The following is a 21322-nucleotide window of genomic DNA, read 5'->3' as shown; positions in this document are numbered from 1 at the left end:
GAATACTCCTGGGATGCCTACCCGGCGGCCAGGGGCCGCGTGCGGGGTCCGGTCCAGGCTTGGAAGATCGGGAATTCGGGGCAGGCCCTGAGGGAAAACCGCGAAAACGGTGATACCGACCGGAGGGTACCAGCGGCGGCGACTATAGCACGTCCCGCCGGCGGTGACACGCCGGCGTGCGCCGGGCCCCGGATCAGCCGCCGCGGAGACACTCGTTGAGCAGACGGTCGAGCTCACCGGCGAAGGCCCGCCGGTCCGCCTGACTGAGCGCCGGCGGGCCGCCGGTCTGTACGCCGCTCGCACGCAGGGTCTCCATGAAGTCGCGCATGGTCAGCCGCGCCCGTATGGTGCCCTCGGTGTAGCGCTCGCCCCGGGGGGTGAGCACGCGGGCATCGCGCTCCAGCACCTCGGCGGCGAGCGGGATGTCCGAGGTAATCACGAGATCCCCCGCCGACACCCGGCGGACGATCTCGCTGTCGGCGGCGTCGAAACCCGCCGACACCTGCAACCGGTCGACGTAGCGCGAGCGCGGCACGTGAACAGGCTGGTTCGCGACCAGGGTGACGTTCACGCAGGTACGCTCCGCGGCGCGGAAGAGGATTTCCTTGATCGGGACGGGACAGGCGTCCGCGTCCACCCAGATTCTCATGTCCGTGCCGACCCGGCGCTGCGCGCCGCGCCGGCCTCCGGCTGCATGGTCCCGGTATCGACGAAGCGCTGGTGCCAGGCCAGGGCCTCGTCGAGCAGGTGCGGGGTATGGCGGCCGTAGCTCTCGCGGCAGGCCCGCTCGAAGTAGTCCTCCAGCAGCGGCCGGTAGTCGGGGTGCGCGCAGTTGGCGATGATGGTGCGCGCCCGCTGCTTGGGCGAGAGCCCGCGCAAATCGGCGAGCCCCTGTTCGGTGATCAGGATCATGACGTCGTGCTCCGTGTGGTCCACGTGGCTCGCCATCGGCACGATCGCGGAGATCCCGCCACGCTTGGCCATGCTCGGCGACATGAACACCGAGAGGTAGCCGTTGCGCGCGAAGTCCCCGCTGCCGCCGATGCCGTTCATCACGCGGCTGCCGGCGATGTGGGTGGAATTCACGTTGCCGTAGATATCCGCCTCGATCATGCCGTTCATGGCAATGCAGCCGAGCCGGCGGATCAGCTCCGGGTGGTTGGATATCTCCTGCGGACGCAGCACGATGCGCTCGCGCAGCTGCTCGATATCCTCCTCGAAGGTCGCCAGCCCGTCAGTGCTCAGCGAGAAGGAGGTCGCCGATGCCATGTCCAGCACGCCGGTGCGCAGCAGATCGAGCATACCGTCCTGGATCACCTCGGTGTAGGCGGTGAGCCCGCGGTAACCGCCCTCGGCGAGCCCCGCGAGCACGGCATTGGCGATGTTGCCCACGCCGGACTGCAGCGGCAGCAGCCGCTCGGTAAGCCGGCCGTGGCGGATCTCGTGGTCGAAGAAGTCGAGCAGGTGCGCGGCGATCTGACGCGAGACCCCGTCCGGCGGGCTGAACGGCGAGTTGCGGTCCGGCGCGTCGGTCTCCACCACCGCGATCACCTTCTCCGGCGGGCAGTGGAGGTAGGGTTCGCCGATGCGCTCGTCCGGATGCTCCAGCGGGATGGGCTTGCGGTGCGGCGGCAGCGCGGTGCCGTAATAGACGTCGTGCATCCCCTCCAGGGCCGCGGGCTGCCATCGGTTGACCTCCAGGATCACCCGGTCCGCCTGCTCCAGCCAGGTCTTGTTGTTGCCGACGGAAGACGACGGGATCAGCGCCCCGTCCTCGCGGATGCCGACGACCTCGATCACCGCCACGTCGATCTCGCCGAAATAGCCGAACCACGCGTGCTGCGCCACGTGGCTGAGATGCATGTCGATGTACTCGAGCTCGCCGGCGTTCACACGCTCGCGCACGGTCGGATCCGACTGGTACGGCAGGCGCAGCTCCATGCCCCGGGCCCGTGCCAGCGCACCGTCGAGTTCGGGCGCGGTGGAGGCACCGGTGAGCACGCGCAGCTGAAACCCCTCGCCCGCATCCGCGGCGGCATTCATGCGCTCGGTCAGGGCCTGGGGGACGGCCTTGGGATAGCCGGCACCGGTGAAACCGCTCATCGCCACGGTCATGTGCGGCTGGATCAGGGCGGCCGCCTCCTCGGCGGACATCAGGAGCTGGCGCAGGCCGGGATGCCGGATGCGTTCGTCCATGTAACACCTCGATTGCAGGATACGGGGAAAGGGGACGCACTCGCGTCCGCCGGCGGGGGAACGCGGCACGAAACCGTTAGACGGCAAATCATAGCATCGCTACCCACCGCCACCGCCAGTGCCCGGCCGCGCCGGGGCCGGGACGGCGGGACACGCCGGCTCAGAGGCCGGGGGCGGGCCGGGCGGAGAGCACGACCCCGGTGAGCACGGCGGCGTAATGACAGCCGGCGGCCACGAGCACCATGGAGTGCCAGATGACCGTGTGGTAGGGCAGCCGGGAGAACACGAACACCAGCACCCCGGCGGTGTAGACGGCGCCGCCGACGGCCAGAAGCACCAGCGGCGGGAACGCCAGCCCGGCAACCAGCGGCTGAAGCGCCGGGAGGATGCTCCAGCCGAGCAGCAGGTACAGCGCGATGGAGGCGGCGTAGCCCAGCCTGCCGGCGAGCTTGAGCCCGGCTCCGGACAGCGCGACGGTCCAGACGAAGGCCAGCAGCCCCCAGCCCCAGGCACCGGCGAGCACACTCAGGGTGAAGGGGGTATACGTGCCGGCGATCATCAGGAAGATCGCGGCGTGATCGAAACGCTCCCGCCGGGCAACCCGTTTCGGGTCGTCATGGCGGTCGTAGTTCGCCAGCGCCGAGGCCACCAGCATGGTGATCAGGCCCACCCCGTAGAGCATCACCCCGCCCAGCATCACGGCATCGCGCCGGCCGGCGGCGAGCCACACGAGCACACCCACGCCCAGCACCGCGACGACGAGCCCGACGACGTGGATGATACGGTCGGCGATCTGTTCCGCCAGCGTGTACCTACGGCTGGAAAGCGGCATTCCTCGACCTCCGTTGCCCTGCCCCGCCCGATTCCGGCGATACCGTCATCGCCGGAAGGATTCGATATCCTGATGCCGCACCACGTTCCACTCGCCGCTGTTGCGGTACAGCCGCTTGTCCCGGCGGGGGTAGTCGGTTACGTCCTGGGCGAGGCGCTGGCCCACCACCAGGCAGACCAGTGGCTCCGTACCGTCATTGTAGAGGTCGTGGGCGACGCCGTTGGCCGGGCAACCGATGAAATCGCCCGGTCCGACGGGCTGCTCCGTCTCGCCGATCGTCGCCCGTCCGCATCCGGCGAGCACGTAGATGCACTCCTCCTCGTAGTGATGGCAGTGGTACTCGGTGGAGAAATGGCCGGGTTCGACGGCGATCCGGTGCACACCGAGATTACGCAGTCCCACCGCGTCACCGAGCGAGCGATTCACCCGCACGGCCTGCGGATTGAGGAAGTGGGTCTTCTCCACGCCTTCCAGTGCTGCTATATCCTCGGCAGAAAGGTACATCGGGATCCTCCCGGCTGGTGGGTGCGACATGTATGATCCGCGTTTCAGGCCTCTCGTTGCAACGCTGCTCGCCGCGGCGTTGACCGCCGGCTGTGCCGGCACCCCCGCGCGGCCGGGGCCCACCGCATCTGCGGCCTTCCCCGCCGACGCCTATCGTGCCCTGGCCGCCGACGGCACGGTTTACCGGCTGGATCCCGCCGCTTCCTCGCTGCAGATCATCGTCTATCGGGGCGGTCCACTCGCGGAAAAAGGACACAACCACATCATCGAAGCCCGGGATTTCCGCGGGCTGGTATTCCTGCCGGACAAGGGTCTGGACGAGGCCCGGCTCGACCTCGCCGTGCCTGCCCGGGGGATGGTCGTGGACCCGCCCGCGGCACGCTCGGCAGCGGGCGGGGCGTTCGCCCACCCGCTGAACGACGAGGCCCGCACCGGCACCCGCGCCAACATGCTCGGCCCGCAGGTGCTGGATGCCGGGCGTTTCCCGCAGATCGCCGTGCACGCCGACGACATCCGTGGCGCCCTGCCCTGGCTGGTGGTCCGGACGACCGTGACCCTGCACGGCAGGACGCGCCGGTTGACCGTGCCGGTGGAGGTGCAGGCCGGGACGGAGGGCCTCACGGCCACCGGTCGTCTGGTACTGCGCCAGAGCGATTTCGGCATCACACCGATTACCGCCATGGGCGGACTGCTGCGGGTGCAGGACACGGTGACCGTGGCCTTCCGCCTGGTCGGGCGCCGCGAAGGGAAGGAGGGCTGAGCGGCGACGCGGCCGGCACCGCCGCGACGACCTGATCCGGAAAACCACGGTGGCCCCGGTGGCCGGGTGACGAACGGCCCACCAACGCGACGGCCGGCACCGCACCGGGCTTCGGATGCTGACGAGGATGACGTATACTGTACGTTTCGTCTGGCCTGCCAGTCCTCTCCCGCTACACCCAGGGTTCCACCACGTTGACTTCCGATTCGCCCGCCGGCTTCCCGGCACTGGGCCTGAGTGCCCCCGTTCTCACCGCTCTGCAGGAGGCCGGTTACGAGGCCCCGACCCCGATCCAGGCCCGGAGCATCCCGCCACTGCTCGCCGGCCGTGACCTGCTCGGCCAGGCCCAGACCGGGACCGGCAAGACCGCCGCGTTCGCGCTGCCGCTGCTCTCCCGGCTGGATGTCAGCCGCCGGGACACCCAGCTCCTGGTGCTCGCCCCCACCCGCGAGCTGGCCATCCAGGTGGCGGAGGCATTCCAGACCTACGCCCGCCACCTCGAGGACTTCCACGTCCTGCCGCTCTACGGCGGCCAGGACTATGGCATCCAGCTGCGCCAGCTGCGGCGCGGCGCCCAGGTGGTCGTGGGCACGCCCGGACGGGTGATGGACCACATGCGCCGCGGCACCCTGGCCCTGGAGACCCTCTCCGCGCTGGTCCTGGACGAGGCGGACGAGATGCTGCGCATGGGATTCATCGACGACGTCGAGTGGATCCTCGGCCAGACCCCGCCGGACCGGCAGGTGGCGCTGTTCTCCGCGACCATGCCGTCGAGCATCCGCCGGGTGGCCCACAACCACCTGAACGACCCGGAGGAGGTCCGCATCGAGGCCCGCTCCTCCACGGCCCAGACCATCCGCCAGCGCTACTGGTCGGTGAGCGGCATCCACAAGCTCGACGCCCTGACCCGGCTGCTGGAGGCCGAGCCCATCGACGGCATGCTGGTGTTCGTACGCACCAAGAACGCCACGGTGGAGCTCGCCGAGAAGCTCACCGCCCGCGGCTTCAGCTGCGAGGCCCTCAACGGCGATATCCCCCAGGCCCAGCGCGAGCGCACCGTCGCCCGCCTGCGCGACGGCCGGGTGGATATCATCGTGGCCACCGACGTGGCGGCGCGCGGACTCGACGTCGAGCGTGTCAGCCACGTGCTCAACTACGACATCCCCTACGACCCGGAGTCCTACGTCCACCGCATCGGGCGCACGGGCCGGGCCGGGCGCAGCGGCGAGGCGATCCTGTTCGTCGCGCCCCGGGAACGGCGCATGCTGCGCACCATCGAGCGCGCCACCCGTCAGAGCATCGAGCCCATGCGCCTGCCGAGCGCCGACGACGTGAACACGCGCCGCGTCGAGCGCTTCAAGCAGCGGATCACCGAGACGCTCGCGGACACGGACCTGAGCGTGTTCCGCCGGCTGATCGAGGAGTACGTGGAAGAGACCGGCGCCGAGCCCACCGCGGTCGCCGCCGCCCTCGCCCATGCCGCCCAGGGCGGCACGCCGCTGCTCCTTGACGAGGTCGCCGCCGAGCCGGAACCGGGCCCCCAGCGCGAGCGCGGCCCGCGCCGCGGCGCCCCGGACGCACGGGCGAAACCGCTGCGCGAGCACCCGGACGTGGCGATGACGCGCTACCGCGTGGCCGTCGGCCGGCGCAACGGCGTGCGCGCCGGCAACCTGGTGGGCGCCATCGCCAACGAGGGCGGCCTGGACAGCAGCTACATCGGCGCGATCGATATCCAGGGCGACTACACCACCGTCGACCTGCCGCAGGAACTCCCCGGCGAGACGCTGAACCGCCTGCGTGCCGCCCGCGTGTGCGGGCGGCGCCTGGAGCTGCGCCCGTTCGAGGCCGGCCCGGCGGGGGGCGGGCGCCGGGCGAAGCCGAAGCACCGCGGCCGCTGAGCGCCCGCCGGCTCAAGCACCCCGGGCCGGCGGCCCCACCCAGAAGAAGGGATTGCAGGCCACCTCCCAGAGGTGGCCGTCCGGGTCGGCGAAATAGCCGGCGTACCCGCCCCAGTCCGCCTCCCGCGCGGCCCGCAGCCAGGAGGCACCGGCCACGCGCGCCTGGGCGAGCATCGTGTCCACCGCCGCCCGGCTGGTGACGTTGTGCGCCAGCGTCACCCCGGAGAAGCCGCTGCCCGCGGGATCCACCCCGGCGTCGGCGGCCAGCGCCTCACGTCCATAGAGTCCGAGCCAGGTCCCGTCCAGGGTGAAGAAGGTCACCTCCGGCGGTGACTCCCGGCGCGGCAGCCCCGGCCCTTCTCCGTAGAAACGCGTGGATGCCGACAGGTCCCGCACACCCAGGGTGATCATGCTGATACGCGGCTCCATCGCGGATGCCCTCCTCACGGGGATGCAGTGCGGCAGCACCGCGCTACTCCCCCAATCATAGCGACACCGATCCGCGCCGGCACGGTGCAGCGACGACGCGCACGCACCACGGCGGGGCGTCGCGAAAGCACCGGGGCACGGCCCGACGGTGCGGCGCGAATCCCACGCATTCCGCGTGGTTGCGCTTACGCCGGCCTCTTCCCGGTGATCGTGTGACCGGGTTAACAACTGGCGCGGGTCTTGCTTGACACTCCCCGACGGATTCTCCGAGGGGGTGGACCGTGAATACCAAGGGGCAGGCTCCGGGGCACACCGGCGTGGGCAGCGCCGCCACAGAACGGCTGCTGCAGGTCGCCGATGCGCTGACCCTGGAGCCGGACTTCGAACGTTTCTTCACCCGCGCCGCAGAGGCGGCGCGGGGGTTCGTCGAGGCGGACGGCGCCGCGCTCATCCTGTGCACGGACGACGACCGCCTCGAGTACCAGTTCTTCAACGGCGCGCTGCGGCGGCTGGCCCGTTTCGCCGGACTGCGCTTCGCCCAGGACGAGGGCCTGGTCGGGCGCGCCCTGCGCGCCGGCCACACCCTGTTCACGCCGGACTACGCCGACGACGGCCACGCCATGGCGGCGTTCGTCAACGCCGGCCTGCGCGCCAACCTGATCATTCCCCTCATCGGCAGTGAGGGCGCCATCGGGGCGCTGGCCCTGTCGTGGTTCCGGCCGGTGGACGGGCCACCGGAAACGGAGGCCGTCCTCCTCGCCGAGAAGGTCGCCGGCCAGATCGCCGTCGCCTGCCAGCGGCGGATGCTCGAGCACCGCCTGGAGGCGATGGTGCGCACCGACGAGCTCACCGGGCTGCTCAACCGGGCCGGCATGATGGAGCGGCTCAACCAGCGCCTGGCCGGCTACCACCGGGACGGCACACCCTTCGCCGTCGTCGTGATCGACATGGACGGATTCAAGACCGTCAACGACCGTCTCGGTCACGCCAGCGGTGACGCCGTGCTCTGCCACACCGCGGAACGGTTGCATGCGGTATGCCGGCGCAACGACGACATCGCACGCATGGGCGGCGACGAGTTCGTGATCCTCGCCGACGGCGCCCACGGGAGCGTGGCGCTGGATTCCCTGCTCGCCCGCATTGCCCGGACGCTGTCCGAGCCCGCCACCATGCCCCGGACCTTCCGCTGCACCGCGAGCATGGGCAGCGCCCTGTGCCCGGAGCACGGTGCGAGCCCGGAGGCCCTGCTCGGACGTGCGGACATGGCCATGTACCGCGCCAAATCCCGCGGCGGGGCGGAACTCCACCGTTTCGACGCGGCCATGGAGCGGGCCAGCCGGGAGCGGGAGTCGCTGGCGGAGGACCTCGCCCGGGCCCTCGAAGACGGCGAGCTCCGGGTGCACTACCAGGCGATCTTCGCCGCCCCCGGGGAGGTCCCGCCCGCCGCGGAGTGCCTGGTGCGCTGGCAGCATCCCACCCGCGGATTGCTGCCCGCCGCAGCCTTCATGCCGGCGGTGGAGGCCGGCAGCCGCCGGCTCGTGCGCGACATCGACCGCTGGGTACTCAACGCCGCGCTGTCCCAGATCCGCGACTGGCGCCGTCGCGGCATCCCCCACCCGACACTGCACGTCAACGTCTCCGCGCGGAATTTCATCGCCGGCGACTTCTCGGACCACCTCGCCCGCACCCTCGCCCTCTACCCCGAGGTGCCGCCGGAGACCCTGGTGCTGGAGCTCACCGAGACCTCGCTGATCGACAACATGAGCGCCGCCGCGGAGACCGCCGCGGCCTGCCGCCGCCTCAACGTGCGCCTGGCACTGGACGATTTCGGCACGGGTTACGCCTCGCTCACCTACCTCAAGCGCCTGTCCGTGGACATGGTCAAGATCGACGGCGACTTCGTCGGCGACATCTTCGATAACCCGAACTCCGACGCCATCCTCCGCGGCATTCTCGCCATGTCACGGGCCCTCGGGCTGGACACCGTGGTCGAGGGCGTGGAGACCGTGGCCCACGCCGACATCCTCCGCAGCCTCGGCTGCGACCTGCTCCAGGGCTTCGGGCTCGCCCGCCCCGTCCCTGTGGACGCACTGGTGCCCGAGCCGAGCTACGCCGGCGCCATGTAGCCCCCACCCACCCGAAAGGAGAAACACGATGCCCCGGATCACCGCGCTCGCCAGCCAGCCGCGTCAGACCGTCGCCGCCCGGATCGAGGACGCCACCACGGAAGGCCTCGACCTCTCCCTGTCGCTGCCGGAGACCGGCCGCCAGGCGGACGTCGCCGCGGCACTGAACACCCTGCTGGACCGCACCGCCGCCCAGATCACCGACACCATGGGCAGCGCGCTGAGGCTCTCGGAGACCGCGCCGACCCTCGCCGATCTCGCCCGGACGGGCGAGAGTCAGAGCACGGCACTCTCGGACGCGGCCAACCACATCGCGGCGGCGAGCGAGGAGATGACCACCACCCTCGAGCAGGAGATCACCCCGAGCACCGAGGAGCTCGCGCGCTACGCCGGCCAGGTCACCGGCCTGGTCGACGCCAGCCACCGGCGCGGCGAGGCGATCGCACGGCACATGAGCGATCTCGACACCCGGCTGCAGGCCCTGGAGTCCCAGGTCGACGCGCTCCAGGCCCGGACCTCGGAGGTATCCGAGGTGGTGGGACTGATCAGCCGGATCGCCGGACAGACCAACATCCTCGCCCTCAACGCCGCCATCGAGGCTGCCCGGGCGGGCCAGTACGGCCAGGGGTTCGCGGTAGTCGCCGAGGAGGTACGTCAGCTCGCCCAGCAGACCGGCGAGGCCACCGGACGCGTCTCCGGCGTGATCGAGGGCCTGACCACCGGCATGGAGGAAACCGGGAGCGCGGCGGAATCCGTACGGGCGGGGCTGACCGAATCCCAGGCGGACGTCACCACGACCCTGGACGAGCTCGACTCGGCCCGCCAGGCGATGGCGGACCTCGATTCACGCAGCCAGCGGATATCCACGGCCATGCACCAGATGAACACCACCACCCAGGGCGTTGCCGAACAGGTCCACGAGGTGGCCAGCGTCTCGGCGACGATCCTCGAGCAGTCGCGCAAGGTAAACCACGCCAGCCAGCGCATCCACGAGTATTCCGATGAAGTCCTCACCTCCCTGGGCGCGTTCCGGCTCGCCGCCCACGGCCACGCCCGCACCGCGGTGACCGGGCTCGCCGCCGACCCGGCGCTCGCCGGCGGCGGGCGCGACGAACGCGAGCGGCGCCTGCGCGAGGCCCTCTCGGAGATGCCGTGGGTGGAGCTGTTCTACATCACCTCACCCGCCGGGGATCAGGTCACCGCCAACGTCGCCCAGGCCTCGTTCACCACCAGCTACGAGGGCGACGGCTCCGGCCGCGACTGGTCCGGTCGTGACTGGTTCCGCCGCGCGATGAGCACCGGCCGGGCCTGCGTCACCGATATCTACCGCTCCGCGGCGAACAATCAGTTCTGCCTCACCGTGGGTGTGCCCCTCGTTGACGCACGCGGCGATATCCGCGGGGTGCTGGGGGCGGATGTCAGCCTCGACCGGTTACTCGAGGTCGCCGGCTGAGGGGCCCGTCCTCTCCGCGGCGAGCGCACGCAGCGCCGCGACGGCATCGCTGCCGCGGTGCGCCGGCACCAGGATATGATCGTGATGGAAAGCGGCGATGACATTGGCGGGAATGCCCTCGCGGGTCAGCCGCCGGGCCACGGCGGCGGTAAGCCCCACCGCCCCCAGGCTGGAGTGAACGCGCAGGGTGATGAGCCGGAAGAGGCCGTCGTAGGCGAGTCCATGGCCGTCCGCGGCCTCGCGGCGGCACACCAGCGACAGGCCCTCGGCCTCGCGGAAGCTGGCCAGGGGATTGAGCCCGGCGTACGCACCGTAGGCCGCCGGGCCCACGGTCACGAACACGTACGTGCCGGGGGCAAGCGCCGGTGAGAGCCCCCGCAGCAGGGCGGAGAGATCGCTCAGCCCTGCCACCGGGGAACCCGGCATCCGGAAAGGCGGTCTCCGGGGCACACACCCCGGAGACGGATCCCGCTCACTCCAGCAGGCTGCGCAGCATCCACGCGTTCTTCTCGTGAACCTGCATGCGCTGGGTCAGCAGATCGAGGGTCGGCTCGTCGTGCGCCTCCTCCGCCAGCGGGACCACCTGGCGCGCGGTGCGCACCACGGTCTCCTGGCCCTCGGCGAGCTGGCGGATCATCTCCTTGGCCTCGGGCACGTCCGTCGCCTCCTCGACCGAGGAGAGCTCGGCGAACTGCTTGTACGAGCCCGGCGCAGGGAACCCGAGGGTACGGATACGCTCGGCGACCTGATCCACCGCCGTGGCGAGCTCGGTATACTGCTCCTCGAACATGAGGTGCAGGGAGTTGAACATCGGCCCGGTCACGTTCCAGTGGAAGTTGTGGGTCTTGAGGTAGAGCGTGTAGCTGTCGGCGAGCAGCCGGGACACGCCGTCGGCGATCTCTTTGCGCTTGGCTTCGTCGATACCGATATGAACGTCCATGGTTCAATCTCCCTTGGTTAGAAAAATTCCATGCTAAGTATGGAGTCGGCCGGGTGCATTGAGAAATCGAAACGACCGATCATCACGATAAATCCGTACCATGGCGGCGCCGGGCGGGGACACGTTCAGACATGCTGGCCGGCCGCATGGCCGGACGCCCATGCCCACTGGAAATTGTGTCCGCCGAGGTGGCCGGTGACGTCCACGACCTCACCGATGAAATACACCCCCGGGTGATCGCGGCAGGCCATGGTCTTCGACGACAGCGCCGCGGTATCCACGCCGCCGAGGGTCACCTCGGCGGTACGGTAGCCCTCCGTGCCCTCGGGCCAGACCGTCCAGGGCTGGCAGGCCCGGACGACCGCATCGATGTCCGCATCGCCAAGCTCCCCCAGCGGCCGGTCCGGGCACCACAGCTCGCACCAGCGTCGCGCCACCCGGCGCGTCAGGCGCTCGGCAAGGAGCGTGCGCAGCGCCAGGCCCGGCCGCCGGGCCCGCACCTCGCGGATATGCGCGGCGAGATCCAGCCCCGGAAACAGGTCGATCTCGAGCGGCCCGCCGGGCTGCCAGTACGAGGACGCCTGCAGGACGGAGGGCCCGCTCAGCCCGCGGTGAGTGAACAGGATATTCTCGCGGAAGGTCGCGCCGCCGGCGGCGGTCTCGGTATCAAGGGACACGCCGGCGAGATCGCCGAGGCGCTCGCGGGTGCGGGCATCCAGGATCACCGGCACCAGCGCCGCCCGGGTCGGCTGCACGGCGATCCCTAGCGAACGCGCGAAGTCGATGCCGAAGCCGGTGGCCCCCATCTTGGGGATCGAGTAGCCCCCGGTGGCGATCACCAGGGATGCGCAGGTCACCGCGCCGACCGCCGTGTCCAGCGCGTGCGGCTCGCCGGTGCGGATGTCGTGAACCGGTGCCTTGGTGCGCACGGTCACGTCTGCCGCGTCACACTCCTCCAGCAGGAGCGCCACGATGTCTTTGGAGGAGCGGTCGCAGAAGAGCTGCCCGAGCTTCTTCTCGTGGTAGGCCACCCCGTGCCGCTCCACCAGGGCGATAAAGTCCCACGGCGTGAAGCGGCTGAGCGCAGACTTCATGAAGTGGGGATTGGCGCTGAGGAAGTGCTCCGGGCCGGAGTACATGTTCGTGAAGTTGCACCGCCCGCCCCCGGACATGAGGATCTTCTTTCCCACCCGGTTGGCGTGGTCGAGCACCAGCACGCGGCGACCGCGCCGACCCGCCTCGATGGCGCACATCAGCCCGGCCGCGCCGGCGCCGATGATGACCACGTCCCAGTGCTGTTCCCTGTCCACCGTCTGCGTCATGGGCGCGCATTCTACGCGAAACGCCGCCATGGTCCGGCCCCGCTGCGTGAACTATCTTTTCCGGTGAGTGAGCGGCGCGATCCCCACCCGCAGCGGGACGGCCGACGGAGGGAGGTTGCCATGCAGATGACGCGACGCTTCTTCATCAGTACGGACATGGATGACCTCGAACGACTGGAGGAGGACCTGGAGGCAGCAGGCATCGTCACGCCCCAGTGCCACCTCCTCACCACGGACGACGCCGCGGCGGACAGTCACCGCCACCTCAACCAGGTCAAGGCCCTGATGAAGCGCGACCTGGTCCACTCCACGCTCATCGGCGCCGCGGTGGGCGCCGTGCTCGCCGTGATACTGCTGCTCATCGCCCATTTCGCCGGCTGGGTACACTCCGCCGCCGGCTGGCTGCCGTTCGTATTCCTGGCGATCATCACGCTGGGCTTTTTCACCTGGGAAGGGGGGTTGCGCGGTATCGAGACCCCGAACCAGCGTTTCCGCCGGTTCGAGCAGGCACTGGCCGACGGCCGGCACGTGTTCTTCGTGGACCTGGACCCGGGACAGGAGGACGTACTCGAGGCGGTCGTCGCCCGTCACCCGGCGGTGGAGCCGGCGGGCAGCGGTACCGGCTCACCGCACTGGCTGGTGCACTGGCAGCACCGGGTGAAATCGTTCTTCGTCCACACCTTCCCGTGACGGCCCGCCGCGTCCCGGACCGCACGTCCGGGACGGCCATATCGCCCTTGACACCGACGCCGGTTCGGGCAGGTGGGCGCTGTCATCAGTTTTTCACAGAACCTGTGGATAACTCTGTGAACAAACCGTAGAGAGTTATCGCAATCCCCTGTCAGAAGCGGCTTCCCGTTAGATTGCGCAGTTTTTCAACGACGAAAAAAACATGCTTTTAATCAGCTACTTGAAATATTCTCGCGTTGTTTTCTTGACGCGGCAGCGTTTTCGGGCTTCCCCCGGACGAAAGCTGTGCGGCCTGTGTACAAACTTGCGATTCCCTCCTTGACAAACCATCTGTCAAGGCACGATCGCCGTCTCCGCAGGCCCTCTTGACCGCGCGCCAGTGCACCGCGATGACGCATCCGCCCCGCAATGGGGCCTCAGCGGATCCGGCGCCCCCGGTAGACGATGGCCCCCCGGCCCGGGCTCTCCCCCTCCCCGGCCGCCGGGGAGGAGGCCGCCACCTCACCGGCCAGGGCGACCCCCCGGTAACGCCGGACGGTGTGCTCACCGTCAGCCGCCTCCGGTTCCTCCGCCGGCAGGCGTGCGTCCAGACCCGCAGCGAGCTCCTGCAACCCCGGGTCGTCCACGGAGGCGGCCAGCTCCAGCAGGGTCGGCACGAGGTCCTCGTCGCTGAGACGCGGCACGGAGAGACCGTGATCGCGCAGCCCCCGGCGCAGACGCATGGCCAGGTCGGTCATCTCCCGGTCGAGCTGTATCATCCCATCACTCCCTGATTCCGGTGCCCCGGAACGGGATGCAATAACGATACCGCAATGGGAAAACCCGGCTCGCCATGCCGTTGGGAAAACGATATGCCGCTGCCGATCGGAGACCTCCGAAGACGGCCGGGGCGGATGCCCGGCCAGGGGAACGGCATTGCCGTACGTCAGTCGTCGCCGCGGTCCGTGTGCCCCAGATCGCGATCCGGGGCCACCGCGTCGCGCACCAGGCGCTTGAGCGCCTTGATCTCCGGGAAACCGCCCTGCTCCCGGCGCGACCACAGGCACTCGCCGTCCACGACGATCTCGAACACCCCCGCCCCCGCCGGACACAGCGAGACCTCCGCCAGCTCGTCACCCAGGCTGGTGAGCAGCTCCTGCGCCATCCACGCGGCCCGCAGGAGCCAGCCGCAGCGGGGGCAGTAACGGATACGGACGTGGTGATTCATGGCGGCCCTCCAGGCGGAGGGCCGCACGATAGCAGACCACCAGGCCGGAAAAACCGCGCCGACACGGGCTCAGCCATTACGTCGGAACGGCAAACGGCGCACGCGCTCGCCGGTCAGGGCGAACCAGGCGTTGGCCACCGCCGGCGCCACCGGCGGTGTCCCCGGCTCGCCCACGCCGGTGGGCGCGGCGTCCGAGTCGACGATGTGCACCTCGACCTCCGGCATGTCCGTCATCCGGGTCGGCAGGTACGTGTCGAAGTTGGCCTGCTTCGGCCGGCCGTCCTCCAGCACCACCTCGTCGTAGAGCGCCGCACCGAGGCCGTAGCCGATGCCACTCTGCATCTGCGCCTCGATGTTGTGCGGGTTGATGGCGACACCGCAGTCGACGGCGCAGACCACGCGGTGGACCCGGGGCAGCCCGTTCTCACCCTTGGAGACCTCCACGACCTGGGCGACGTAGCTGTTGAAGGACTTGTGCACGGCCACGCCCCGGGCGCGGCCCTCCGGGACGGGCTTGCCCCAGCCGGCACGGTCGGCGGCGAGCTCGAGGACGCCGCGGTGGCGATCGTGATCGCCGAGCCGGGCGAGCCGGAAGGCCACCGGGTCCTCCCCCGCCGCGTGGGCGAGCTCGTCCATGAAGGTCTCGGTGCTGAAGGCGGTGTGGGTATGGCCCACGGAGCGCCACCACAGCACCGGCACGCCGGCCTCGGGGTTGTGCCCCTCGACGGCGAAGTGCTCGAAGCTATAGGGGAGATCCTCGGCCCCCTCGACGGAGACCGGATCGACGCCGTTGTCCCGGAGTCCGCCCATCTCCTTCATGATGGACTGGCCGGCGAGGCGGTGCTGCCACGCCACCGGCCGGCCGTCGTCGTCCAGCGCCGCCCGCAGCCGGTGGACGAACAGCGGCCGGTAGCGCCCGCCCTGGATGTCGTCCTCGCGGGTCCACACCAGCTTCACCGGACGCCGGCCATCGGTGGCCTTGAGAATGCCCGCCACCTCCATGGCGACGTCGCCGTTGGGGGTCGCGCGGCGGCCGAAGCTGCCGCCGGCGAACTGCGTGTGCACGGCCACCTTCTCCGCGGGCACGCCGAGTGTCTTCGCCACCACGCCCTGGTCGATGGTCGGGATCTGCGAGCCCGCCCACAGCTCGTAGCCATCGCCGGTGGCGCGGATCACCGCGTCCAGCGGTTCCATCGGCGCATGGGCGAGGTAGGGGAAGCGGTACTCCGCCTCGATCACCCGCGTGCCACCATCGATGGCGGCCTGGGGATCGCCGTGGGCCTCCGCGGTGGCGCCGGGCTCACGGGCCAGGGCGGCGAAGTCCTCGTACAGGGCCTCCGTACCCCGCTTCTCGGCAGCGCTGTCGTCCCACTCCGCCTTGAGGGCATCGCGGCCCTTCTTGGCGGCCCAGAAGCCCTCCGCGAGCACCGCGACGCCCCGGGGGGTGCGCACCACGTCGACCACCCCCCGCACCTTGCGGGCCTCACTGTCGTCCAGCGAGCGCAGGGTCGCGCCGAACAGCGGCGGGCGCAGCATCACCGCGGTGAGCATGTCCGGGAGGTAGATATCCAGGGTGAACTGGGCCTCGCCGTTGCTCTTCTCCGAGGCGTCCACCCGGGGCACCCGGTGGCCGATCAGGCGGAAGGACGACGGGTCCTTGAGGCGAACCTCCTTCGGCGCCTCGCGCCGCCCGGCGGCCTCCGCGAGCTCGCCGAAGCGCGCCTCGCGGCCGCTGCCGGCGTGACGGACGACGCCCTGGGCGACGCTCAGCTCGCTCGCCGGCACGCCCCAGCGCTCCGCCGCGGCGGCCACGAGCATGGCCCGTGCCGTGGCCCCCGCCTGGCGCAGCTGGTCCCAGGAGCTTGCCATCGCGGTGCTGCCCCCGGTGCCCTGCATACCGCCGAGCAGCGCGTTGCCGTAGAGCTCGGCGTTGGCGGGGGCCGGAGCAACCTGCACCCGCGACCAGTCCGCGTCCAGTTCCTCGGCGAGCACGGTGGCCACGCCGGTGTAGCTACCCTGCCCGAACTCGATGTGCTTCGAGATCACCGTGACGGTGTCGTCCGGGGCGATGCGCACGAAGGCATTGGGGGCCCAGCCCCCGCTCTCCGTCTCCGCCGCCATGGCGCGGGGACCGCCAAGGCCCCAGTGAAAACCGATGACGAGGCCCACCCCGGCGGCACCGGCCCCCTTCAGCAGGCGCCGCCGGGACGGCGAGAACGGCTGTGAATACGGCTGCTGCATGGTCACGCCTCCAGCTCGCCGGCCGCGCGATGGATGGCCGCACGGATACGCTGATACGTCGCGCAGCGGCAGACGTTGCCGCGCATGGCGCCGTCGATGGCGTCGTCGTCGGGCTGCGGCGTCTGCTCGAGCAGCCCCACCGCCGACATCACCTGCCCGGACTGGCAGTAGCCGCACTGGGGGACATCCATCTCCGCCCACGCCTTCTGCACCGCGGCGGCGGCCGGACTCTCCAACCCCTCGATGGTGGTGACGGAACGATCGCCCACCGACTGCACCGGCAGCACGCACGAGCGTGTCGGGCTGCCGTCGAGGTGCACGGTGCAGGCGCCGCACTGGGAGATCCCGCAGCCGTACTTGGTGCCGGTGAGCCGCAGCTCATCGCGCAGGACCCACAGCAGCGGCGTGTCGGCGTCGACGTCCACGCTGTGGGTCTTGCCGTTGACCTTGAGGGTGATGCTCATAGTGCTCTCTCTCCGGGTCGGGCCACCGCGAAGGGTGGCAACTGTCCGAAAACGTACGACCCAGTGTAGTAGACGGTGCCCTCAACGCGAGCACCGTGCGCATCTCACCCCCGGCGCCCGCCACCGGCCCGGGCCACGCCGCGGCCGTCGTCGAACCGGACCTGATCGCGCCCGCCATCCTTGGCCGCGTAGAGGCTGCGATCGGCGTCGGCAAGGAGGTCATCGAGGGTGCGATGGCGATGGTCCTTGCCGGCGACGCCGACGCTGGCGGTCACCGCGATGATATCGTCGCCATGGTGAGCGCGGTGTGCGGCCACCGCCGCGCACAGGCGCTCGGCGAACGCCACGGCCTCGGCGAGCTCCGTCTCGGGCATCAGCAGAACGAACTCCTCGCCGCCCCAGCGGGCGAGCACGTCGTAATCCCGGACACTGGCACGGAGCACCCGGGCGACCGCCTTCAGCGCCTCGTCACCGCCGGTGTGTCCGTAGCGGTCATTGACCTGCTTGAAATGGTCGAGGTCGATCAACGCCAGTGACACCGGCCGGGCGTTGCGTACCGCCAGGTTCCAGATCCGCGCGCTGACATCGTGGAACGCCCGGCGGTTGTTGACGCCGGTGAGGGGGTCGATGCGTGCCAGCCGCTCCGCGCGGACGCGCTGAGCCTGCCCCTCGCGGAAACGATAGCTCAGCGCCAGGGCAAGCAGGGTCGCGTCGACCAGCATGCCGATGTCGACGGCACGGTAGGTCCAGGCATTGAACGGGATGAACCCCCATACCGCCATCGCCGTGACCGCGGCGCCGATCATCGACGAGACCGCGGCGAGCAGGAAATAGCGCGCGGCACGCAGACCGGCGCGCACGGACACGATCCCCAGGGCGAGCATGATCACCGTGAACGCGATCATGAAGGTGAACGCCACCACCAGCGCCGCCGCCTGGTAGCCGGCGGTCACGGCGGCGAGCATCGACGCGGCACCCACGGCGATGTAGCCGATCACCGCCCGGCGCAGCCGCGGGAAATGCTCGCGGGTATCGAGAAAACTGAGTGCGAAGGTCAGCCCGGTGGTCGCGTAGGCGAGCATCAGCACCGGGTTCGACCACTGCGCCCAGCCCGTGCTCCGCGGCCACAGCCAGGCGAAGCCGTGACCGGTGTAGGAGAGGTTCATCAGCAGGAAGGCACCGAGATAGAGGGCGTAGAGGGCGTAGCGGGCCTGCCGGAGCCCGGCGAACAGCATCAGGTTGTAAGCCACCAGGGCGAACAGGAAGCCGTAGAGGAACCCGTAGCCGTAACCGGTCACCAGGTCCCGTTCGGCAGCCGCCGCCGGGGTCTCGAGATAAAGGGGCACGACCATCGGGTCGGGGGTCGCCACCCGCAGATAGATTGTGGCGGCGCCGGGGGCGAAGCGATGATCGACCGCGAAGTAACGCCCCGCCACGGGCCGTGCGGCATGCGGTTCCCGGTCCCCGGTGTGGTAGGCGGCCACGGTACGGCCGTTGCGACGGATGTAGACGGTGACGTCGTCCAGCCACGCTGTGGCCACGGTGAGGCGCGCCGGCCGCGGCTCGGCGGCAGCGTTGACCACCTCGAGACGGATCCATACCGGCCGGGCACCGATCCCGAAGGCGAGGACCGGCGATCCACCGGCAGAGAACCGGCCACCGTGGAAGGCCCCGACGGCCTCCGCCAGCGTCAGCGGCCCGCCGGTCTCGCGCAGGTAGCGGGCCTGCTCCCCGACCGGGCCACCGTCGCCGCCGGGCAGCCGTACCGGTTCCTGTGTCTGTGCCGCGACGACGGTGCGCGCCACCATCCACGCCGCCAGCACGAGCAGCGCCATCGGCGACAGACGGGCGATCATGGGTGGGTTCGCACGAGCTGTTTATCCGTTGGTTAACGGGGGCCATGCCCCGCTCCAACTCTACCCCATGCCGGGTTGCCGTTCGATGTCGCCGGGGACCTCAGGGACACCGGGACCGGTCGCCGCCCTCCGGCGGCCGACTGTCGGCCCGCCGTGGCGGATGGCCCGCGGCTGACCCATGCTCCCAGGCATCCACGACGGCCAGAGGACCGGCCATGCGTACCCTCCCCCTGATACCGGCGATCCTGGCCGCGGCCGGCCTGGCGGCCTGCGGCGGCGGCGGAAGCAGCGACGGTGGCGACCCGGTGACCGAACCCACACCCACGGACTACACCGTCGAACGGGTCTTTTCCGGCCTGAGCTTCCCCGGCGTCACCGACATCCAGGCGCCGCCGGCCCCCGACGCCCGGCTGTTCGTGGCGGAGAAGGCCGGACGCATCCGCGTGTTCTCGCGCAACGACCCCGCTGCCGGCGCGCTCACCTTCCTAGACCTGAGCGGCCGCGCCGACCTGGTCACCGACGGCGAGGGCGGCCTGCTCGGTCTCGCCTTCGATCCGGCGTTCGCGGGCAACGGGTACTTCTACGTCCACTACACGGCCGACAGTCCCCGGCGCATCGTCGTCGCACGCTTCACCGACACCGGCGTGCGCCCCGTGGACCCGGCGACCGAGGAGGTAGTGCTGGAGATCCCCCATCCGGGCACGGACAACCACTACGCCGGCGCCCTGGCCTTCGGCCCTGTGGACGGCATGCTCTACCTCACCGCGGGTGACGGCGGCGGCTCCTACGACCCGGACGACAATGCCCAGGACCGCACCAACCTGCTCGGCTCGGTGATGCGTATCGACGTATCCGTCACGGGCACCGGCGTGACGCCCAACTACGCTGTGCCCTCGGATAACCCCTACGCCGGCAACACCGCGGGTCTGCGCGAGGAGATCTACGCCTACGGATTCCGCAATCCGTACCGGCTGAGCATCGACTCCGACCTCTCGGGCCAGCGGATATGGGTCGCCGATGTGGGTCAGGACGCCCGCGAGGAGATCGACGTGGTCACCGCCGGCGGCAACTACGGCTGGGACTGCCGCGAGGGCAGCCTCACCGTCGACGCCAGCCTGCGTTCCAGCGCCTGCGACAGTCTCACGGACAGCGACTTCACCGCTCCGCTCACGGAGTACGGCCACGACCTCGGCGAGTCCGTTACCGGCGGCTACGTCTACCGCGGCACGCGCCTGGCGGCGCTCACCGGGCGATACGTGTTCGGTGACTTCATCAGCGGTCGCATCTGGGCCTACGACCGCGGCAGCGACGAGCGCGAGCTGCTCGTCGACACGGGGCTTTCCATTTCCACGTTCGGTACCGACGATGCCGGTAATCTCTACATCGGCGACTACGGCAGCGGCGCGCTCTACCGGCTCAGTCCGTAGCCGTCTCGCGGTCGCTACCTTCCGGCGCACCGCCGAGGGTATCGCGGAAGAAGGCGGTCATGTCGGCGAGTGCGGCGGTATCGTCGCGGAACCACCAGCCCAGGGACAGCAGCATGTCCACGTGGTCCGCTCCTGCATAGCGGCGGACCACCACCCGCCGTCCCTGTGCCCGCGCCCGCTCCGCCAGCGCGGTGGTGTTTCGCGGTTTCACCGTGGTGTCCGCGGTTCCCGTGGCAAGGAACAACGGCGGCCCCCGGGAGCCCACGACCGCCACCGGCTGGGTCGCCTGCAAATCCGCCACGCCGGCGAACGCCCGCCGGGTGGCGCGCACGTCCAGCGGGAGGAAGTCGTACGGGCCGGAGAGCCCGGCCACCGCCGCCACCGGCAGCCCCTCTGCGCCGTCCGCACCGGTATAGCGCGGCGCAACCCCCAGCATCACGGCGTTGTAGGCCCCGGCCGAATGGCCGGCCACGCCGATGCGTGCCGGGTCTCCGCCGTAGCGGGCGATGTGATCATGGGTCCAGCGCACCGCCGCCGCGACGTCCTCCACGAACGCGGGGTAACGCACCGACGGCACCAGCCGGTAGTCCGGGATCACGGTCACGAAGCCGCGGGCCGCCAGCGCGTGGCCGACAAAGCCGTAGTCCTGGCGGCGCCCGCTGTCCCAGGAGCCGCCGTAGATGAACACAATCACCGGCGCGCCGGCCACGGGCGCCCGCGGGGCATAGACATCCAGGCGCTGACGCGGCCACGTCCCGTACGAGGCATCCCGGGCAACGCGCCGGGCGCCATCGTCCCGGGGCATCACCGAGTCCAGCGCACCGAGCCGCGTACAGCCGGCGGCGAGCGCCACGAGCACCGCGATCGCCGGCGCCCGCCACATCGTCTTCAGGAAGGACATCGTCACCCCGAATCCCTATACTTGGCCGAATCCGGACGCTAACAGGGAAACGGGGGCGCCGCGAGCGTGCCCGGGC

At 70.4% G+C, this 21322-nt stretch carries 20 protein-coding genes; 6 read left to right on the top strand and 14 right to left on the bottom strand.

What is annotated here, in order from left to right:
- Positions 1-193: 193 nt before the first annotated feature.
- From ACEZHJ_RS02715 to ACEZHJ_RS02700, 4 genes are all read right to left on the bottom strand, one after another.
- Positions 194-649: a YaiI/YqxD family protein gene (locus ACEZHJ_RS02715; protein ID WP_163141953.1), complete on the bottom strand. Its 456-nt coding sequence runs from the start codon at positions 647-649 to the stop codon at positions 194-196.
- The gene (locus ACEZHJ_RS02710) at positions 646-2196 is read right to left on the bottom strand and encodes an acetyl-CoA hydrolase/transferase family protein (protein ID WP_375036207.1); all 1551 of its coding nucleotides are present in this window, start codon (positions 2194-2196) and stop codon (positions 646-648) included. Before ACEZHJ_RS02710 ends, ACEZHJ_RS02715 begins: the two co-directional genes overlap by 4 nt.
- Positions 2197-2356: 160 nt before the next feature.
- Positions 2357-3028, bottom strand: a complete 672-nt coding sequence (locus tag ACEZHJ_RS02705) for a hemolysin III family protein (protein ID WP_018717879.1) — start codon at positions 3026-3028, stop codon at positions 2357-2359.
- Between the two features lie 45 nt (positions 3029-3073).
- On the bottom strand, positions 3074-3532 hold the full coding sequence (locus tag ACEZHJ_RS02700) for a cupin domain-containing protein (RefSeq protein WP_018717878.1): 459 nt from the start codon (positions 3530-3532) through the stop codon (positions 3074-3076).
- Between the two features lie 28 nt (positions 3533-3560).
- Here ACEZHJ_RS02700 and ACEZHJ_RS02695 point away from each other — a divergent pair, with 28 nt between their 5' ends.
- Both ACEZHJ_RS02695 and ACEZHJ_RS02690 read left to right on the top strand, forming a co-directional pair.
- Entirely contained in the window at positions 3561-4292 is a 732-nt protein-coding gene (locus ACEZHJ_RS02695; RefSeq protein WP_163143752.1) for a YceI family protein, read from the top strand.
- Positions 4293-4486: 194 nt separating this feature from the next.
- Entirely contained in the window at positions 4487-6190 is a 1704-nt protein-coding gene (locus ACEZHJ_RS02690) for a DEAD/DEAH box helicase (RefSeq protein WP_018717876.1), read from the top strand.
- A 12-nt stretch (positions 6191-6202) separates the two neighbouring features.
- Here the strand turns inward: ACEZHJ_RS02690 and ACEZHJ_RS02685 are convergent, their stop codons facing one another.
- Entirely contained in the window at positions 6203-6619 is a 417-nt protein-coding gene (locus tag ACEZHJ_RS02685; protein WP_018717875.1) for a VOC family protein, read from the bottom strand.
- Positions 6620-6900: 281 nt separating this feature from the next.
- Here ACEZHJ_RS02685 and ACEZHJ_RS02680 point away from each other — a divergent pair, with 281 nt between their 5' ends.
- Together ACEZHJ_RS02680 and ACEZHJ_RS02675 are read left to right on the top strand one after the other, a co-directional pair.
- On the top strand, positions 6901-8745 hold the full coding sequence (locus ACEZHJ_RS02680) for a bifunctional diguanylate cyclase/phosphodiesterase (protein ID WP_018717874.1): 1845 nt from the start codon (positions 6901-6903) through the stop codon (positions 8743-8745).
- Positions 8746-8773: 28 nt separating this feature from the next.
- A complete protein-coding gene (locus ACEZHJ_RS02675) occupies positions 8774-10198 on the top strand; it encodes a methyl-accepting chemotaxis protein (RefSeq protein WP_018717873.1) in 1425 nt (474 codons plus the stop codon).
- Here the strand turns inward: ACEZHJ_RS02675 and ACEZHJ_RS02670 are convergent.
- The 3 genes from ACEZHJ_RS02670 to ACEZHJ_RS02660 all read right to left on the bottom strand — a co-directional run bounded on the left by ACEZHJ_RS02670 (position 10178) and on the right by ACEZHJ_RS02660 (position 12460).
- The gene (locus ACEZHJ_RS02670; RefSeq protein WP_018717872.1) at positions 10178-10624 is read right to left on the bottom strand and encodes an ACT domain-containing protein; all 447 of its coding nucleotides are present in this window, start codon (positions 10622-10624) and stop codon (positions 10178-10180) included. The genes ACEZHJ_RS02675 and ACEZHJ_RS02670 overlap by 21 nt on opposite strands.
- A gap of 46 nt (positions 10625-10670) precedes the next feature.
- Positions 10671-11138 carry a Dps family protein gene (locus tag ACEZHJ_RS02665; protein ID WP_018717871.1) on the bottom strand — a complete coding sequence of 156 codons (468 nt, stop codon included), beginning with the start codon at positions 11136-11138 and terminating at the stop codon, positions 10671-10673.
- A gap of 125 nt (positions 11139-11263) precedes the next feature.
- A complete protein-coding gene (locus ACEZHJ_RS02660) occupies positions 11264-12460 on the bottom strand; it encodes an NAD(P)/FAD-dependent oxidoreductase (protein WP_259202391.1) in 1197 nt (398 codons plus the stop codon).
- A 120-nt stretch (positions 12461-12580) separates the two neighbouring features.
- Here ACEZHJ_RS02660 and ACEZHJ_RS02655 point away from each other — a divergent pair, with 120 nt between their 5' ends.
- Complete coding sequence (locus ACEZHJ_RS02655; RefSeq protein WP_018717869.1) at positions 12581-13150, top strand: hypothetical protein; 570 nt, start codon at positions 12581-12583, stop codon at positions 13148-13150.
- A 416-nt stretch (positions 13151-13566) separates the two neighbouring features.
- On the opposite strand, the gene ACEZHJ_RS02650 is transcribed toward ACEZHJ_RS02655, so the two are convergent.
- The 5 genes from ACEZHJ_RS02650 to ACEZHJ_RS02630 all read right to left on the bottom strand — a co-directional run bounded on the left by ACEZHJ_RS02650 (position 13567) and on the right by ACEZHJ_RS02630 (position 18918).
- Positions 13567-13908, bottom strand: coding sequence for a hypothetical protein (locus ACEZHJ_RS02650; protein WP_018717868.1), 342 nt, complete (start codon positions 13906-13908; stop codon positions 13567-13569).
- Positions 13909-14075: 167 nt separating this feature from the next.
- Complete coding sequence (locus ACEZHJ_RS02645) at positions 14076-14357, bottom strand: SelT/SelW/SelH family protein (RefSeq protein ID WP_018717867.1); 282 nt, start codon at positions 14355-14357, stop codon at positions 14076-14078.
- Between the two features lie 69 nt (positions 14358-14426).
- The gene (locus ACEZHJ_RS02640; RefSeq protein WP_163141493.1) at positions 14427-16598 is read right to left on the bottom strand and encodes a xanthine dehydrogenase family protein molybdopterin-binding subunit; all 2172 of its coding nucleotides are present in this window, start codon (positions 16596-16598) and stop codon (positions 14427-14429) included.
- Positions 16599-16600: 2 nt separating this feature from the next.
- Positions 16601-17062: a (2Fe-2S)-binding protein gene (locus tag ACEZHJ_RS02635; protein ID WP_018717864.1), complete on the bottom strand. Its 462-nt coding sequence runs from the start codon at positions 17060-17062 to the stop codon at positions 16601-16603.
- 104 nt (positions 17063-17166) lie between these two features.
- A complete protein-coding gene (locus tag ACEZHJ_RS02630) occupies positions 17167-18918 on the bottom strand; it encodes a diguanylate cyclase (protein ID WP_375036206.1) in 1752 nt (583 codons plus the stop codon).
- A 215-nt stretch (positions 18919-19133) separates the two neighbouring features.
- On the opposite strand from ACEZHJ_RS02630, the gene ACEZHJ_RS02625 reads away from it, so the two are divergent.
- Positions 19134-20345, top strand: a complete 1212-nt coding sequence (locus ACEZHJ_RS02625; RefSeq protein ID WP_375036205.1) for a PQQ-dependent sugar dehydrogenase — start codon at positions 19134-19136, stop codon at positions 20343-20345.
- Here the strand turns inward: ACEZHJ_RS02625 and ACEZHJ_RS02620 are convergent.
- Entirely contained in the window at positions 20335-21246 is a 912-nt protein-coding gene (locus ACEZHJ_RS02620; protein ID WP_205599886.1) for an alpha/beta hydrolase, read from the bottom strand. The genes ACEZHJ_RS02625 and ACEZHJ_RS02620 overlap by 11 nt on opposite strands.
- Between the last annotated feature and the right edge of the window lie 76 nt (positions 21247-21322).

Source organism: Arhodomonas sp. KWT2, assembly GCF_041949875.1.
In the GTDB taxonomy this organism is placed as follows: Bacteria; Pseudomonadota; Gammaproteobacteria; order Nitrococcales; family Nitrococcaceae; genus Arhodomonas; species Arhodomonas aquaeolei.
Note: the sequence above shows the minus strand (reverse complement) of the source record. Positions and strands in the feature narration are given on the sequence as shown.